15 protein-coding genes and 1 pseudogene are annotated in these 16,010 nt (G+C 48.5%); 14 read left to right on the plus strand and 2 right to left on the minus strand.

Annotated elements, in window-relative coordinates; translation table 11 throughout:
• The first annotated feature begins 3 nt into the window (after window positions 1-3).
• The 9 genes and pseudogenes from GGC63_RS07330 (at window position 4) to GGC63_RS07370 (ending at window position 8,394) form a co-directional block, all read left to right on the plus strand.
• On the plus strand, window positions 4-375 hold the full coding sequence (locus GGC63_RS07330; RefSeq protein ID WP_192701727.1) for a YxeA family protein: 372 nt from the start codon (window positions 4-6) through the stop codon (window positions 373-375).
• Between the two features lie 140 nt (window positions 376-515).
• Window positions 516-1,232: a response regulator transcription factor gene (locus tag GGC63_RS07335; RefSeq protein WP_192701728.1), complete on the plus strand. Its 717-nt coding sequence runs from the start codon at window positions 516-518 to the stop codon at window positions 1,230-1,232.
• Window positions 1,229-2,638, plus strand: a complete 1,410-nt coding sequence (locus GGC63_RS07340; protein ID WP_192701729.1) for a sensor histidine kinase — start codon at window positions 1,229-1,231, stop codon at window positions 2,636-2,638. The genes GGC63_RS07335 and GGC63_RS07340 overlap by 4 nt, the downstream gene beginning before the upstream one ends.
• Before the next feature lie 161 nt (window positions 2,639-2,799).
• Window positions 2,800-3,921 (plus strand): NADH-dependent flavin oxidoreductase, encoded by a 1,122-nt coding sequence (locus tag GGC63_RS07345; protein ID WP_192701730.1) that lies wholly within the window; start codon window positions 2,800-2,802, stop codon window positions 3,919-3,921.
• A 39-nt stretch (window positions 3,922-3,960) separates the two neighbouring features.
• Window positions 3,961-5,124 carry an iron-containing alcohol dehydrogenase gene (locus GGC63_RS07350; RefSeq protein WP_192701731.1) on the plus strand — a complete coding sequence of 388 codons (1,164 nt, stop codon included), beginning with the start codon at window positions 3,961-3,963 and terminating at the stop codon, window positions 5,122-5,124.
• Between the two features lie 71 nt (window positions 5,125-5,195).
• A pseudogene (locus GGC63_RS07355) lies at window positions 5,196-5,396 on the plus strand (SDR family oxidoreductase); the annotation flags it as partial.
• A 231-nt stretch (window positions 5,397-5,627) separates the two neighbouring features.
• Entirely contained in the window at window positions 5,628-6,923 is a 1,296-nt protein-coding gene (spoIIP, locus tag GGC63_RS07360) for a stage II sporulation protein P (RefSeq protein ID WP_192701732.1), read from the plus strand.
• A 50-nt stretch (window positions 6,924-6,973) separates the two neighbouring features.
• Complete coding sequence (locus GGC63_RS07365; RefSeq protein ID WP_192701733.1) at window positions 6,974-7,906, plus strand: YwqG family protein; 933 nt, start codon at window positions 6,974-6,976, stop codon at window positions 7,904-7,906.
• 59 nt (window positions 7,907-7,965) lie between these two features.
• Window positions 7,966-8,394 (plus strand): hypothetical protein, encoded by a 429-nt coding sequence (locus GGC63_RS07370; RefSeq protein WP_192701734.1) that lies wholly within the window; start codon window positions 7,966-7,968, stop codon window positions 8,392-8,394.
• Between the two features lie 140 nt (window positions 8,395-8,534).
• Here the strand turns inward: GGC63_RS07370 and pepT are convergent, their stop codons facing one another.
• Both pepT and GGC63_RS07380 read right to left on the minus strand, forming a co-directional pair.
• Complete coding sequence (gene pepT, locus GGC63_RS07375; RefSeq protein WP_192701735.1) at window positions 8,535-9,767, minus strand: peptidase T; 1,233 nt, start codon at window positions 9,765-9,767, stop codon at window positions 8,535-8,537.
• Between the two features lie 97 nt (window positions 9,768-9,864).
• The gene (locus GGC63_RS07380; protein WP_192701736.1) at window positions 9,865-10,665 is read right to left on the minus strand and encodes a DUF2935 domain-containing protein; all 801 of its coding nucleotides are present in this window, start codon (window positions 10,663-10,665) and stop codon (window positions 9,865-9,867) included.
• 217 nt (window positions 10,666-10,882) lie between these two features.
• Here GGC63_RS07380 and GGC63_RS07385 point away from each other — a divergent pair, with 217 nt between their 5' ends.
• The 5 genes from GGC63_RS07385 to GGC63_RS07405 all read left to right on the plus strand — a co-directional run bounded on the left by GGC63_RS07385 (window position 10,883) and on the right by GGC63_RS07405 (window position 15,988).
• Window positions 10,883-12,445, plus strand: a complete 1,563-nt coding sequence (locus GGC63_RS07385; RefSeq protein WP_192701737.1) for an FMN-binding glutamate synthase family protein — start codon at window positions 10,883-10,885, stop codon at window positions 12,443-12,445.
• Between the two features lie 264 nt (window positions 12,446-12,709).
• On the plus strand, window positions 12,710-13,600 hold the full coding sequence (locus tag GGC63_RS07390; protein WP_079909358.1) for a YihY/virulence factor BrkB family protein: 891 nt from the start codon (window positions 12,710-12,712) through the stop codon (window positions 13,598-13,600).
• Window positions 13,601-13,766: 166 nt separating this feature from the next.
• The gene (locus GGC63_RS07395) at window positions 13,767-14,984 is read left to right on the plus strand and encodes an MFS transporter (RefSeq protein WP_192701738.1); all 1,218 of its coding nucleotides are present in this window, start codon (window positions 13,767-13,769) and stop codon (window positions 14,982-14,984) included.
• Window positions 14,985-15,089: 105 nt separating this feature from the next.
• Window positions 15,090-15,434: a hypothetical protein gene (locus GGC63_RS07400; RefSeq protein ID WP_192701739.1), complete on the plus strand. Its 345-nt coding sequence runs from the start codon at window positions 15,090-15,092 to the stop codon at window positions 15,432-15,434.
• A 77-nt stretch (window positions 15,435-15,511) separates the two neighbouring features.
• Window positions 15,512-15,988 carry a hypothetical protein gene (locus GGC63_RS07405; protein WP_192701740.1) on the plus strand — a complete coding sequence of 159 codons (477 nt, stop codon included), beginning with the start codon at window positions 15,512-15,514 and terminating at the stop codon, window positions 15,986-15,988.
• Window positions 15,989-16,010 lie beyond the last annotated feature (22 nt).

Below are 16,010 nucleotides of genomic sequence, written 5' to 3' on the forward strand. Positions count from 1 at the left end.
GGGATGAAAAAAACGACAGTTATCACCATCATTGTTGTTGGTATTGCAGCGGTATTGCTGATGTTGATGCAAAATGGAAATATGAACAGACTCGGTACGGAGTCCTATTATGTCCAAGTGAACGAAGGAAAGAAAATAGAGGGAAATACAAGCACCGGAGAAAAGTACAAAACCTATGAATATACAGTACAAGGATATGATAAGCATGGCTCGGTGAAAACCTTAACCTTTACAGCGGCAAAAGAGCTGCGAAAGGAAGCGTATTTACGCTTGTATGTCAAAACCAAGGGGGTAAGCTCCTACCAGGAGGTGCATTTGGACGATATCCCCGAAAAGACCAGGATGCTCCTTTCTAATCCGTCCTCGAAGGAATAGCTCCAATGGAACTTGTCAATAAATACGTTCCAGCCGCGATGCATAGGTACTCTTTTTATGCAAAAGCTATGAAAAAAATCAGCGGATCGTATATAGTATTAGGGAACAGCATGGCAGGGATACGGCACGGAGGTGATGGGATGACGCATCCTAAGAAGGTTCTGATTATCGACGATGAGGAGGATATTGTACGGCTGCTTCGAACCGTCCTTATGAAAGAAGGGATTGATCCTGTATACTCTGCGGCAACCGCGGCGGAGGGATGGAACCAGTTTCAGGAGAAACAGCCGGATATCGTCCTGTTAGACATTATGCTTCCGGATGGGGAAGGCTATGAGATATGCAAGCAAATTAGAGCCGTTTCGCATGTGCCGATCTTATTTTTATCTGCGAAGACCGAAGAAGTCGATAAAATTCTTGGTCTGGCTATTGGCGGCGACGATTATATAACCAAGCCGTTCAGCCCGAAAGAAGTGGCTTATCGGGTTAAGGCACACCTGAGACGAGCCGATTACAAGCAGATGGAAGAAAAATCAGACCCATTGCTTAAAGCGGGTCCGTTTGAACTGAACGAACAGAAGGTCGAGTTCAGCAAGAATGGGAGGGTCATTGATCTCAAGCCCAAGGAGCTTGGTTTGATCAATCTCTTTCTGAAGCATCCGAATCAAATCATTAGCAAAGAAACGATCTATGATAAGGTGTGGGGGGAGGATTTCTTTGGTTATGACAACACAGTGATGGTTCACATACGCAGGCTGCGTGAGAAAATGGAGGAGGATCCTTCCAATCCGGTGTATTTGGTCACGGTAAAAGGGTTGGGCTACAAGCTGGTGGTGAAGGATGAGCCAAGCAGATGAAATGGAAGCTGACCGGCCGATTTCTGGTATCCGTCGTTCTTATTGTCATTTTGGTCGTATTTTTCAATATGGTACTTTTGCTCGGATTGCTTATAGCCCATTCGGTTATAGGCAGCTCGCTCTTCAACCGGAGTGAAGCCTCTGCGGAGACCATGACCCGGAATTTCGCCGAACAGATCGTTATTGCCAATCATCAGGTTTCACTTACAGAAGAAGGGCAGGAAGTGCTACTAAGCAACAAAGCATGGATTCAGGTGCTGGATGAGGATGGACGGCAGGTATTCAGCTATTTAACCCCCGAAGGAGTTAAGGACAAGTATTCGCCGCTGGACATTATCCAAATGTACAAATATAAAGAGATCAATTCTAGTACAACGGTCTACATTGGAGAAAAATCGGCAGAGAACTATAAATACAGTTATTTTATCGGCGTTGAGAATCCCTTTTTGTCCAGGTTCGTTTTGTCGATTGATTACCGTCATGCCGGAAGGTTGTTCAACATAGTCGGCGTTCTGGTACTAACGATGGACGGCTTGATCGCTTTGTTTATCGGGTATTTGTTCAGCAAAAGATTAACCAAGCCTTTGCACCTTTTAATTGATGGTATCAAAAGCCTCGCGGGCAAGGACTACTCAATCCATTTCACCCAACCGGGGATTTATAAGGATGTATTCATCAATATGAATCACCTGTCAGAAGAACTACAGGCACATGAGAATGAAAGAAAGACTATGGACCGAATGAAGGAGGAATGGATCGCCAATATTTCCCATGATATTAAAACTCCACTAGCCTCCATTCAAGGGTACGCAGAAATTATGAAGGACCGCGAATATCAATTTTCAATAGATGAGATGCGAGAGTATGCCGGGATCATTGAACGCAAGTCCACGTACTTGAAAGAAGTCATAGACGATCTGAATCTGTCTACCCGGCTGAAGAATAAGCAATGGTCCCTGAATATAAAAAACTTGAACCTTGTAACTCTAATAAGGAATGTGGTCATTGACACATTGAACGATGCCAGGTATTCGGACCGCAGCATCCATTTTCAGTACAGCCAGGATATCATCATGCTGGAGCTGGACGAGATTCTGATGCGCAGAGCAATCAGCAATCTTATCTATAATTCCATCGTTCATAACGATGAGAAGGTTGTTATTCATGTTAGCGTGGAACAGGGGCCAAGAACTCTGATCCGCATTGAAGATAACGGGAAAGGCATAAAAGAAGAGGAGCAGGGCAGGATCTTTGACCGATATTATCGGGGGACGCATACGGGGGAGCTCCATAAAGGGTCGGGGCTTGGCATGGCCATAGCACGCGATATTATTGCGGCTCACGGCGGGGAGATTCAAGTATCAAGTCAACTAGGGCAAGGTACCCGTATTCAAATTGTTATCTAAAGCCGCTTTTGCAGCGGCTTTTTTCGTTCTGCTAATGGCTTCGATAGTTTTGTTCAATCCAGGGAACCATTGTATTGTGAATTTAGATCTGTTATCATATTGATTACTGTTATTATTATGATTACAGATTACATTTATTGTACCTGGAGGAGGCATTCTGTATGAACCCAATCTATAAACCATTATTCCAATCGTATACTTTTCCAAGCGGTGTCCAATTGAGCAACCGAATTGTTATGGCTCCCATGACAAATTGGTCCTCGAACCCAGACGGCACCGTTACGGACGAGGAGATCCGGTATTATGAACGACGCTCCGGTCAAGTGGGCATGGTCATCACAGCTTGCGCTTATGTCACACCGAATGGGAAAGGATTTCACGGGGAGTTCGGTGCGGACCGCGATGAAATGATCCCAAGCTTACGCAGACTGGCGTCGGCGATCAAGGACAAGGGTTCGAAGGCTGTGCTCCAAATTTTTCACGGGGGGCGGGAGTGTCCTCCTGAATTAGTTCCTCAAGGAGACGTAGTCAGCGCCGGCAGCGTACCCAGCTCGCAAAACCCATCCGTTACGCCTCGGGCACTCTCGAATGAAGAGGTAGCTTCTATAATTAAAGATTTTGGGGAAGCTACAAGAAGAGCCATTGAGGCGGGCTTTGACGGGATTGAAATTCATGGAGCGAACGGATATCTGATTCAGCAGTTTTTCTCCCCGCATTCCAATACTCGTGAAGATGAGTGGGGAGGCACTCTGAAGAAAAGGATGGCGTTCCCGCTTGTTGTAGTCGATGAGGTGAAGCGAGCTGTTGAGCGATATGCGAAGAGTCCGTTTTTGATCGGATATCGGTTCTCCCCCGAAGAAGCAGAGCGTCCAGGAATTACGATGACGGATACGTACGAACTGGTAGAAGCCTTATCAACCAAAGGGCTGGATTATCTTCATGTGTCCCTAATGGATTTCTGGTCTAATGCCAGAAGCGGGGATGATCTGGATCGCCCGAGAATGGAATTGATTAAGGAAAAAGTAGCCGACCGCGTCCCATTGATAGGAGTGGGCTCAATTCATACCGCAGAGGAAGCTTTGAAGGCTTATGATGCCGGTATTCCGCTTATTGCGCTTGGCAGGGAGCTGCTTATCGATCCGGATTGGGTGCAGAAGGTAGAAGAAGGTCGGGAAACGGAAATCGAAGTTACCCTGAAGAAGGACGCCCAGGAACGTCTAGTGATTCCTTCTCCTTTGTGGAACAGGATTATGAATGCCCCTGGTTGGTTACCTGTAGAATAGGATCAGAACTTATGAAATAGAGGAGGCGGCTTAAACGGAATGAACTCATTTGTTTTTCAAAATCCGACGAAGCTTATCTTCGGTAAAGGACAACTGGAGCAATTGGCGACGGAGGTTCAAGCTTACGGCAAACGGGTACTGCTAGTTTATGGCGGAGGAAGCATCAAGCGCAATGGTTTGTATGATAAAGTGATGGCCAGCTTGAACGGCATCGGTGCCCAAGTGACCGAATTAAGCGGCGTTGAGCCGAATCCCCGGCTCACAACGGTGCATAAAGGAGTAGATTTATGCCGTAAACACCAAATCGATCTCATTCTTGCTGTGGGCGGGGGAAGCGTCATCGACTGCTCCAAAGCTATTGCAGTAGGAGCTAAGTACGAAGGTGATGTTTGGGATATTATTACACGTAAAGCAGCGGCGGCAGGGGCTCTTCCTCTTGGGACCGTATTAACGATTGCCGCAACGGGTTCGGAGATGAATGCGGGCTCTGTTATCACCAACTGGGAAACCAAAGAGAAGCTCGGTTGGGGAAGCCCGTACTCTTTCCCGAAGTTTTCGATTCTGGATCCGGAGCATACGATCTCCTTGCCGGCAGACCAGACGGTCTACGGAATGGTGGACATTATGTCCCACGTGCTGGAGTCCTATTTCCATCACGTCCCGAATACTCCAGTACAGGACGGCTTCTGCGAAACCATTTTGAGAACAGTGATAGATACGGCTCCGAAGCTGCTTCAAGACCTGCAAAGCTTTGAGCATCGTTCGACGATTATGTACTGCGGTACGATGGCGTTGAACGGCGTGCTCAGCATGGGCATTCGCGGCGATTGGGCAACCCATAATCTGGAGCATGCCGTATCTGCAGTCCATGATATTCCGCACGGAGGCGGCCTGGCCATTCTGTTTCCCAATTGGATGAAATATAATCTGGATGCAGGTGTGGAACGCTTCAAGCAATTCGCGGTCAATGTGTTTGGCGTTAGCAAAGAAGGCAAATCGGATCGCCTCATCGCGGAGGAAGGAATTGAAGCTTTGCGTTCATTCTGGACATCCATCGGCGCGCCCAGCCGTCTGAAGGATTATCAGATTGATGAAACATCGATTGAAACTATGGCCGATAAGGCCATGATCTATGGAGATTACGGTCATTTTCGCAAGCTGAACCGCGAAGATACTGTTGCCATTTACAGAATGTCTCTATAAGTGAATGCGGCTGATTTCGAAAAAATATAGTGGAGGCGCTCCATATGAAGCTATCCGGTAAAGTTGCTAGGGGAGTCAATACGAATATCGGCACAACGATCAGCTCGCCCAATGCATTCGGGATGGAAAGAGCTATGGCTGGCATTAACCTGAATCCCCGTACGGGAGAGCCGGAGGAAATAGCTAAGGTAGCGCTGTTCCTCGCATCGGATGACGCAAGCTTTGTCAACGGTACGGTTATAACGGCGGATGCAGGCTGGACTGCCTACTAAAAAAGAGAAATAGGGATTCATGACGTCAGCCGAGCTTCGGCTGGCGTTTTTTTGCCGTTTCGGCCTACTGTGGATTCCGGAAGAAAACCGCAGTGTTTCTATCTGTCTGTATTGTCACTTTATGTCCATATTTTGCCAATGATTCTGTCGGTTTTTGGATTTCTAGGAGGGATTTGTCTTGCCTGTGTCGAATTCGTAAGGACATTATCGGCATAGGGAGTTGGAGAGCAATTGTTACGTTATAAAGTGATTTGCGCAGCCGTTGGCTCTTTTCTGCTTATCGGCGCGCATAATGCTACCCCAATACACGCTCAGGAGAGAGCGGAGGGAACAGCAGTCCTCATTCCAAGCAATAAAGCGCCAATCAATCAGCGTGATGAGAAGGTTCAAAAATCATTTGCGAGAAGCACAGTCGATCGGCTGAATGTTCGTACAAAGCCTGATTTGTCTTCATCCATCCTCTTGATGATCGGGCCATCGAACAGGTACGAGGTAATAAAGGAGCAGGGCGACTGGGTACAGATTCAGCTGCCGGAGGAGAAAGCCGGTTGGGTATTCCGGGAATATATCGAATATGAGCCCTCCGTATCAGCCGTAAGCAAACCAGAGAAGGCTGAACCTGAGCCCAAGGAAACCGCACCCGGCGAACCTTCGAAGCAGAAGGCGGTCGTTCATATTACCGACGTTACGAATTTACGCAGCGGTCCCGGAACGGACTACGATATTACAGGCAAAGCCAAGCCGGGTGACTCTTATCCTATTGTGGATACCAAAGGCGAATGGTATGTCGTTTCTCTCCCAGATCAAACCAAAGCGTATGTTGCAAGCTGGGTCGTACAGACAGAAACGGCAAGGCCGGTTGTACCTTCTACATCAGCTGCTAACAAGGCGTCCGCGCCGCAACTATATATTTATCATACTCATAATCAGGAATCATGGAATCAGGTGGCCAGCATCAAGAAAGGCTCTTCGGTTGATGATCCTAATTTGAACATCACCCTGGTCGGGAAACGGTTAGAGCAGCGTCTGCAGGAGAAAGGAATCCCTGCATTAGCCGGTAATGACGATATCGCGGAAAAGCTGAAACAGCAGAAGCTGGGCTTTTCTTCGGCATATGCCGTTTCCCGTCAATCCGTTCAAAAAGCAATCAATACGTATCCTACCCTTACTTATTTCTTCGATATTCACCGAGATGCGGATGTTCCGCGGGATAAAACAACGATCACCATCGATGGAAAATCATATGCCCGCATTTTGTTTGTCATTGGTACGGCACACTCCGGTTACGTTGAGAACAAAGCGTTCGCAGAGAAGCTTGACAAGCTGCTGGATGAGAAATATCCCGGTCTTTCCCGGGGCGTTCTTACGAAGAGCTCCCATCAAGGCAATGGAGAATACAATCAGTCCGTTTCGCCGGGAAGCTTGCTGCTGGAAATAGGGGGCACGAACAATACCCTGCAGGAAAGCCTGCAGACTGCGGAAGCTTTGGCAGATGTTTTTGCGGAATACTACGGCAAAGAGAAATGATCGGTTTTGAAGGCGGATCATAATTCATGGCGGAAGGAGGGAGCTACAGTATGCTCCCTAAAGTTGTTCTAGAAGATTTGAAAAAGTTCATTGAGACTCACGAGCTCGATGAACGAACGGCAAAGCTAGTCGCTGACCACGCAGAGCTTTCACTTCAATATAAACTTACGGAGGAAGAGGATTATTCGTCCATAGGAAATAGCCGGATTGCGGGATGCCCGGATCTGCCTCCATCCATAGATTGGCCGATTGATTCCGATGGGGAATACTGGACCTTCATTGCCCAAATCAATCTGGAGGAGCTTCCCGTTTTGCCATTTGACGGGTTTCCGAAGCGGGGTATTTTATACTTCTTCCTGGGCCTGGATGAACCTGCGTACAATATAGACCACCGGATTTATTATTACGACGGAGAGGTCAGCTTATTGAAAAAGACGGAACCGCCGGAGGGGCTGGAGGAAATAGCTGCGGAGTATCGCGGTTTTGTTTCACATAAGATATCCTTTGATCCTGTCTGGACTTTGCCCGAGCAGGTGAGGGACATTTTGATGGATGAGGTTCCAGAAGTATACGATAAGCTTGAGCATCATAGCGATACTTTATGGGGGCAGTATGAAAGCTGGGCGGGAGATACGCCGCTAGACGCTTACTTATGCCGCAACGGGATGGAGGATCTTCTTTTCAAGTATTATAAAACTGTGGAAGAAGTTCAGCGGGAGGCTAGTGAGGCTGAAGCAAGAGGCAGCATGGATTACGCACAGCGTCTACGTACCCAAGTCATTCCCCAGCTGGAGGGCTACCTCGCCAATGAAGATAAGCATAAGCAAGGGGCCAAGAGCTGGCATCCTCTATTATCTGTTTCGTCCCTGGACGAAGCAGGCATGTGCTGGTGGGATGCCGGAATCCTTGAATTTTTCATCGATAAATCCGACCTGGAGCGGCTGGATTTCAGCCGATCTTATGTCAATTTGGCAACGAGCTAACGGAAACAAAACTTCCTAAACTGCGTCTATAAGGAAAAGGGACGAAGGGAAGAGTAGCGATGAACTGTTCGGAACATATTCAAACAGAGTCCGTCAGAAAATGTCCGAGCTGCAAACGGTTCTTATGCCGAAGCTGTATTGATGCGGGTCATTGCCGGCATTGCGGCTGGATGCTGTCATGGAAGACGAGGGAGTTCATCCGGTTAACCGGGGTTTTCTGGACGGTGCTCATCGTGGTCTGGGCTGTACTAATAGGGTATGGATATTCTCATTTTACCGGGTTTGCTTCTAACGGCCCGATCTATTTTCTACTGCTTACCGTGTCACTGCTTCCTTTATACATAGCGCTGGCTTTTTCTTTTAAGTTCTATTTGGAGGCAGGCTGGTTGGGAAAAAAGCACTCTTGTCTAATCCTCCTGTTCCTGATGCTGGCCATATTACTGTTCCGGTTTGTGGTTCTTCCTTTAAGCAGCTATGATATTGATTAATCCTTATTTGACCATAGAATCTTCTAACGCCTATCAATCCGCGTCTCTACGCGGATTTTTTTATGTTTCACTACATAGTAAATGGCCGTCGAAATCATTCGACAGCCGCTTGCGCTCGGTACCATCCGTAGAGGGCAGTCTCAGCCGCGTTGTTCAAAACGCTTGATAATCTCGATAATGACTTGAGTTGCTTTTTCCATATTATCTACCGAGACGAATTCATACCGGCCATGATAATTCTCCCCGCCTGTAAAAATATTCGGGGTAGGCAGCCCCATGTAGGACAGCTGCGAACCGTCCGTTCCGCCGCGGATCGGTTCAATAACAGGCTCGATACCCAGACTTACCATTGCTTCTTGCGCGATATCTACAATGTGGCGGACAGGCTCTATTTTCTCCCGCATATTGTAGTACTGATCCTCGATTTCTACCGTGACGCGTCCTTTCCCGTACTGCTCCTCCAGGGACGCCGCAATTTGGGTCATTAGCTGTTTGCGGTTAGTAAAGGACGTTTTGTCAAAATCTCTAATCAGGTAATGAAGCTTGGTTTCTTCCACATCCCCCTGCATAGATATCAAGTGGAAAAAGCCCTCATACCCTTCCGTATGCTCCGGTGCCTCTTGCACAGGCAGTCTTCCATTAAATTCCATCGCAATCTTCGCGGAATTGACCATTTTTCCTTTAGCCGTTCCCGGATGTACAATTTTGCCTTTGCATGTCACAAGCGCACGCGCCGCATTGAAGCTCTCGTACTGGAGCTCGCCAAGAGGTCCGCCATCCACGGTGTATGCATAGGAAGCGTCGAAGGCGGCGACATCGAAGCGATGCGGTCCTCTGCCGATCTCCTCATCCGGGGTGAAGGCTACGCGGACTCTGCCGTGTTTGATCTCGGGATGCTGAACCAGGAACGCCATCGCGGTCATAATCTCGGCGATACCCGCTTTATTATCGGCTCCAAGTAAGGTAGTCCCGTCCGTCGTAATTAACGTATGGCCAACATAACCGGCTAATGCCGGGAAATCCTGGGGAGACAGCACGATCTGCTGCTCTTTATGTAAGATAATATCCTTGCCGTCGTAGCCTTCTACCACCTGTGGCTTGACTCCCGCCCCGGTAAAATCCGTAGCAGTATCCATATGAGCCATAAAGCCGATCGTTGGTATGTCTTTGTCAGAATTGGAAGGAAGTGTGGCCATAACATAGCCATTATCGTCTATCGTTACATCCGACATTCCGATGCTTTTCAGCTCATCGACCAGCTTTTGCGCAAGCGTCAATTGGCCGGGAGTTGTAGGACAGGTCTTGCTGCTTGCATCCGATTGCGTGTCGATCTGGACGTAGCTTGTCAATCGTTGGATAAGTTGATCTTTCAAAGCGAATTCATCTCCTTTTGTATCATTATAAATCAATTCCGGGGGAAGACAAATAGGAGGTGAATAAGCAATAGCTCCAGGGGGCGCAGCTTCTTTTCTAGCGTTCCACTCGCGGCGTGGCGGGATTACAAGGCGGTGCAGGAATTTCCCCGGATTGTGCGAGCTTTTTCAAATAATAGCATTCCTCGCGGTACATATGATCGGGCATTAATGGGTTCAAGCTGCTCAGAAGCTCCTTATTCAATTCCAGCTCCTCCAGCTCTTTTAAGAAGGCCATGAATATCGTTAATTCCAGGTTGACGTCTTGATGAAATTTAATGAATGAAGGATACTGACTTCTCATCGTACGCAGATAACCGGCTAATTCTACCGATTTTAAATAAAAATCAATAAATTGCTTTTCGAATGCTTTGCTCTTTGCAATCCATTGTCTCTCCGTGGGGTCCAAATCGCTGGAAAGAGCGGTAGCGTGGTAAATAGCATCAGACAACCAGATCAAATCGTGGTGAAGAGGAGGATAATGCGGAACGGGCTTGCCCGCGAGAAGCTCGTCGAGAATGCGGACATACTCCTCCAGCTCATTGACCATATGGTTCAGAAAGGTAGGCGTTAAATTCATTTTGACGGACTTCAGCAGATTTCTCTCCAGCAGGTTCAGTTTATAAGCACGAAGACGGATGGTGGCTTGATAGGCAGCATGATTCAGTTCCGAGAGCTGGGCTTGATCCAGCGGGACGCGGGAGCGCTCAAGCAGCGTATCAAACTGGCGTATGAATTGGCCGGACTGCTCGATATCTTTACTTTCGGAGGAAGATAACGTGCTGTGTATAAACTGTGAATGATCGCCCAAAATTTGCAGCCAAAACTGATGCTCGAAGACGGCATTCGGGTCCGCCATATGGATCAACCCCTTATCGATATTATGTTCCAATTTATGAGAGCGATCCTCAAGCTATTCGCGACAAGCTGAACGGATGAGGAGGGAACGTAATGTCTAAATGCACATAAAATCCCTAATTCAGCATGGAACTAGCTTTATTTAGTCATACGGGGTGAAATCGCGCATACCTATAACCAATTTGCGTTTTATTTACTAATGCAAAAGGAGCAGGAATATGCAGCTGATTCTCATCATTTTGTTATTAGTCCTGATCTTGCTGCCGGTCTCATTATTGGCCTACATGTACGCTCTTTCGAAAAAGCCGCAGCATTCTATCATCCGCGCCCATCCTTATCTGGGATGGCTCAGGTATGTGCTGGAGAAGCTCGGCCCTGAGTTTCGTCAATATTGGTTTGACCACGACACGCAGGGGAAGCCGTTTTCCCGGTCTGATTTTATCGGGGTGGTATTTGCGGCGAAGTACCGTACAGACCTGATCAGTTTTGGGTCCAAGCGCGATTATGAAGCCTCCGGATATTATCTTTCGAATGATCTGTTCCCTAAGCTTCTTGATGAGCTGAATGTGGAACACAGCGAGAATGTAACCGGCAAAAAGTACGAAATCGTGAACGAGGGCTTATTTACTCGCAGAGAGAGGATGAAGGAGGGAAAGGCCAGAAATTGGCTTTACCCCGACGAAGATGCCGTCATGATCGGGGAGGCTCGCAGACACCCATGGGTGGTAAAAGGGATGTTCGGCGCCTCAGCCACTTCCTACGGGGCGGTTGGCGAGCATTATATTCAATCCACGGGAGCGGGGGCCCGGATGGCTGGAGGTACATGGCTCAATACCGGGGAAGGCGGGATTGCTCCCGAGCATTTGGCTTCCGGCGCGGATTTAATCGTTCAGATTGGACCCGGATTGTTCGGCTTCAGGGATGCTGACGGGAATTTCTCGATGGAGGAATTTCGTGCGAAGGCGGCTATTCCTAATGTGAAAGCAATTGAATTGAAATTTGCCCAGGGGGCAAAAATTCGCGGAGGCCATCTGGAAGGGGCCAAGGTCAATGAGAAAATTGCCGCTATCCGCAAAGTTCAGATCGGAGAAACGGTGAACTCGCCTAACCGGTTTTCCTTTATCAAGAATTCGGAGGAAACATTGCTTTTTGTCAAGAAGCTGCAGGTGGAAGGCGGGAAGCCGGTAGGCATCAAAATCGTCGTAGGGGATCAAAGAAGGCTGGAGCCATTGTTTCAATGCATGCGGGATCTAAAAATTTATCCGGATTTCATAACGGTCGACGGAAGCGAAGGCGGATCTGGAGCTACCTTTAAGGCAATGGCAGACGGAATGGGCTTGCCCTTGTTCCCGGCTCTTATCCTGCTTGATGATACCGCCAGAGCTTATGGTGTGCGCGATCGAATCAAAATCTTTGCCTCCGGGAAGCTGATTACCCCCGATAAGGTGGCTATTGCATTGGCGCTTGGGGCGGATTGTGTCAATTCCGCACGGGGGTTTATGATGGCTAACGGCTGTATTATGGCTATGCAGTGTCATACGGGGAAATGCCCGACGGGCGTGACGACGACTGATCCGAAGTACCAAGCAGCCCTGGCTCCGGAAGAAAAACAATGGCGCGTGATGAACTATATCCTCCAAATGCGGGAAGGCGTGTTCTCCCTGGCAGCGGCGTGCGGTTTGGAGAGCCCGAAGCAGCTTAGGCGCGAGCATGTCGTTTACAAAAACGAGGAAGGCCGAAGCGTTCCCATGAGTGAACTGTTCCCGTATCCACAGGAGTAAGCTTTGTGAGAACGGTGGAATGGACAATAGATAGGGAGCGTATCTAAATTGATACAACGACGAAAACCATAGCTTTTTCATTCGACATTCGGGCTTGAGCAATCAAGCTTTTTTTCTTTTGGCAAAATTGTGTATGATAGCTATAGAATGGACAGCCTTTTCCATTGGGAAGGAATTCCGTTTTTTGGGTATAAAATAAGTATACCGGTTTGATCCTGTATTTAAGACAAACACCATCGTACAGAGAGGGGGTACCACTGGGGGATGAAAATCACAGCTCTGATTCATAACTTGGCATGCCGCTTTCAGGATGACGACGTGCCTGCCTTATCGGCGCAATTGACGTATTATCTAGTGCTCTCCTTCTTTCCGTTCTTGATCTTTGTCGGAACCTTGATGAGCTTTACCAGCTTCTCCGCGGATGAGGCGCTTGAACGCTTGAGCTTGGTTTTACCGGATTTATCGAACAAGACTATTTCGGACGTGTTTCATGAGATCGAGCAGACCAGGAGCGGTTCCTTGCTGTCCATCGGTTTAATTGCCACGCTGTGGTCGGCCTCCAATGGAGTCAATGCGGTCATCAAAGGAATTAACAAGGCATATGAGCAGGAAGAGGATCGTCCCTTCTGGAAGGTGCGGCTCTTGTCCTTAGGAACGACCGTCGTGCTGGCCGTAGCGATCCTGCTAAGCTTCGTCATGCTGGTATTCGGACGTAAAATCGGTGAATGGCTGTATGTGACCGCCAAGCTTCCCGGCGACTTCTCCACAGTATGGTCCTGGGCGCAATATGCCGTGCCGCTGCTCGTTATTTGGACGTTGTGCTGCCTCATTTATTCGTTTCTTCCGAATGTTCGTTTGAGGTTCCGTGAGGTGATTCCCGGGGCATTATTGGCGACTTTTGGCTGGATCATCGCCTCGCTGCTGTTTTCTTTTTATGTGAATCATTTTAACAGCTACACGAAAACGTATGGCAGTATCGGAGGCATCATCGTTCTGCTCATCTGGCTGTATTTAACCAGTATGATCATTCTGCTGGGGGGAGAACTGAATGCAGCACTGCACTTTATTCGCAGCGGAATGGTCAAGCCGCCGTGCAAAATGTTCGGGCTGCCAATGGCATTCTTTAAGAGAAATAAGAAGACGGTCAGCGATTGAGTATATCAATCTAAGCGGCTGCTACGGCAGCTGCTTTTTTCATTTTTAAAGAATGGACTATCAGGAGTAGATTATTTAAAGAATCTGATGTACAATGCTTGGTTATAAAAGGCTTTGCTGGAAATACTAACTTCCATCCTAAGAATGGAGAATAGAGGGGATTGACATGAACAACTCCACAGCGCTTCGCAGCGGCAGACGTGCTCCATTGCTGGTCAGTATGGGGATCAGCTGGCTGTTTGATGCGATGGACGTCGGGATCATTTCTTTTATCGTAGCGACCTTGACCGTACAATGGCATCTGACTCCGGAGCAGGTAGGGGTGTTTACTAGCATTAATTCCGTTGGTATGGTATTCGGTGCGGCAATGGCCGGCTATATGGCGGATCGCTTCGGACGGAAAACGATTCTGCTTTGGACCCTGCTCCTTTTTTCCGTTGCAAGCGGCTTGTCCGCGTTTGCAGCAAGCTTCACTATGCTGTGCATTCTTCGCTTCGTTGCAGGAGTAGGTCTCGGAGGGGAGCTCCCGGTAGCATCAACGCTTGTTTCCGAAACGGTGCCGGCAGCGGAGAGAGGGAGGACAGTCGTACTGCTTGAGAGCTTCTGGGCAGGCGGCTGGCTTGCAGCGGCTCTTATTTCGTATTTCGTTATTCCAAGGTTCGGTTGGCAGGCCGGATTCCTTATCGGAGCAATACCTGCGTTGTATGCTCTCTATTTGAGAAGGTCTATAGAAGAGCCTCAGCGATTCGTACGCAATCAGGCGGGAAGGAAGCCGAAGCTTCGTGAGCAATGGGCTGCCGTGTGGCAGAAGCAGTACTTGCGCTCCACCGTCATGCTCTGGATTCTCTGGTTTACCGTAGTGTTCTCGTATTACGGGATGTTCCTGTGGCTTCCGACGGTTATGGTCATGAAGGGCTTCGGGCTGGTCAAAGGGTTCCAGTACGTGCTCATCATGACGTTGGCCCAGCTGCCTGGATATTTTACTGCGGCCTATGCAATTGAAAAATTCGGGCGCAAATTCGTGCTTGTGCTGTATTTGATATTGACAGCGCTAAGCGCGCTTTGGTTCGGCTCCGCCCAGACGGAAGCATCGCTGATTGCTGCAGGCATCTGCCTGTCATTCTTTAACCTGGGAGCATGGGGCGGTCTTTACGCCTACACGCCGGAGCTGTACCCAACCCGGGTACGGTCCACCGGAGTCGGCATGGCGACGTCCTTCGGCCGTATCGGAGGCGTCATTGCTCCATTCCTTGTAGGTGTTCTTGTAGCTCGCGGGGTGGAGCTTCAGACGATCTTTTACCTGTTCTTTGCGGCGATTCTAATAGGTGCCCTGGCGGTATTTTTCCTTGGGAAGGAGACGAAGGGCATAGAGCTGGAGAATTGATGGCGTACGATAGAAAAGGAGGGAGCTTCCATAATACACCGGTACATGAAAACAACCCTCGTCGCTTGGATTATCGTAAGTTTGCTTGGGTGGGGGAATCCTGGTATGGCTTCCCCCAGGGAAGACTTGCTGGAGAAAGCGTTACTTCAACAATTGCATCCGTTAATCCAGAGCACATTGCAAAGCATTTATCAGGAATCATTATCACAATATGATTGTGCTCATATCCTTTCGATCAATGAGCGTATAACCAGCTCAAACCAGGATATTAAAGCATCACCGGTGGATGCCATACATGGTCAAGCCTATTTCGAGCTGATTGTCGGTGTAAGAAGAAGCGGCGGGGAATATATAGAGCTCACCTTCATTAATGATACGGCATCAGGGCAGTATGACCTGAAGACATATAAGCAGAGCATGGCCCCGAAGGAATTGTTTTGTCCAGAATGACCTGCATATATTTGAGCTTCTACAGTTCGTATGCTATAATCAGCGCAATCTCTACATAGCACATCGGAGGAAAGAGCATGCTTACTTTTGAGCAAAAACTGGCCATCATCGAGTCATTCCCTGAGCTGACGCGCAAGGATGTCTCGCTAGGCCGCGTGAATTTTCAATATGAGAACAGCGGCTTCGACCGCAAAAATGTCGTCTACCACCTGCATAAGAACGGGAACGGCTTCGTCTATGCGAGTCATCTGGATGGATATCCTATTGACGACAAGGGTCTAGTCAATATACGCGATTTTACAGAGGAGGAGCTGCGCAGCCTGCTGGCAGCGTCGATCCGCTCCCTATCGCCGGATTCGGCTGAGGCTTCGGGACCGTCATCGGATAGCAGTGAGGAGCTCTGGATCGGACCAGACAAGGCTGTGCTGCGGCTTTTTTACGAGGACGAGCTGTGGTACCTCTATGACAGGCAGCATTTGGAGTCCGCTTTCGAAACCTATGAGGAAGCAGAGGAATACCTGAACGAAGAAGGATTTGTACGCAGCGGCGCCTAAGCGGCCGCTGCTTGTTATTTAT

Origin of the sequence: Paenibacillus sp. OAS669, from assembly GCF_014873645.1 — a bacterium.
Taxonomy (GTDB): Bacteria; Bacillota; Bacilli; order Paenibacillales; family NBRC-103111; genus Paenibacillus_S; species Paenibacillus_S vulneris.

Excerpts from the sequence above, each read along its gene's own strand:
- GGC63_RS07330 (WP_192701727.1), top strand. The coding sequence starts at position 4 with ATGAAAAAAACGACAGTTATCACCATCATTGTTGTTGGTATTGCAGCG.
- GGC63_RS07335 (WP_192701728.1), top strand. The coding sequence starts at position 516 with ATGACGCATCCTAAGAAGGTTCTGATTATCGACGATGAGGAGGATATT.
- GGC63_RS07340 (WP_192701729.1), top strand. The coding sequence starts at position 1,229 with ATGAAATGGAAGCTGACCGGCCGATTTCTGGTATCCGTCGTTCTTATT.
- GGC63_RS07345 (WP_192701730.1), top strand. The coding sequence starts at position 2,800 with ATGAACCCAATCTATAAACCATTATTCCAATCGTATACTTTTCCAAGC.
- GGC63_RS07350 (WP_192701731.1), top strand. The coding sequence starts at position 3,961 with ATGAACTCATTTGTTTTTCAAAATCCGACGAAGCTTATCTTCGGTAAA.
- GGC63_RS07365 (WP_192701733.1), top strand. The coding sequence starts at position 6,974 with ATGCTCCCTAAAGTTGTTCTAGAAGATTTGAAAAAGTTCATTGAGACT.
- GGC63_RS07370 (WP_192701734.1), top strand. The coding sequence starts at position 7,966 with ATGAACTGTTCGGAACATATTCAAACAGAGTCCGTCAGAAAATGTCCG.
- GGC63_RS07380 (WP_192701736.1), bottom strand. The coding sequence starts at position 10,665 with ATGGCGGACCCGAATGCCGTCTTCGAGCATCAGTTTTGGCTGCAAATT.
- GGC63_RS07385 (WP_192701737.1), top strand. The coding sequence starts at position 10,883 with ATGCAGCTGATTCTCATCATTTTGTTATTAGTCCTGATCTTGCTGCCG.
- GGC63_RS07390 (WP_079909358.1), top strand. The coding sequence starts at position 12,710 with ATGAAAATCACAGCTCTGATTCATAACTTGGCATGCCGCTTTCAGGAT.
- GGC63_RS07395 (WP_192701738.1), top strand. The coding sequence starts at position 13,767 with ATGAACAACTCCACAGCGCTTCGCAGCGGCAGACGTGCTCCATTGCTG.
- GGC63_RS07400 (WP_192701739.1), top strand. The coding sequence starts at position 15,090 with ATGGCTTCCCCCAGGGAAGACTTGCTGGAGAAAGCGTTACTTCAACAA.
- GGC63_RS07405 (WP_192701740.1), top strand. The coding sequence starts at position 15,512 with ATGCTTACTTTTGAGCAAAAACTGGCCATCATCGAGTCATTCCCTGAG.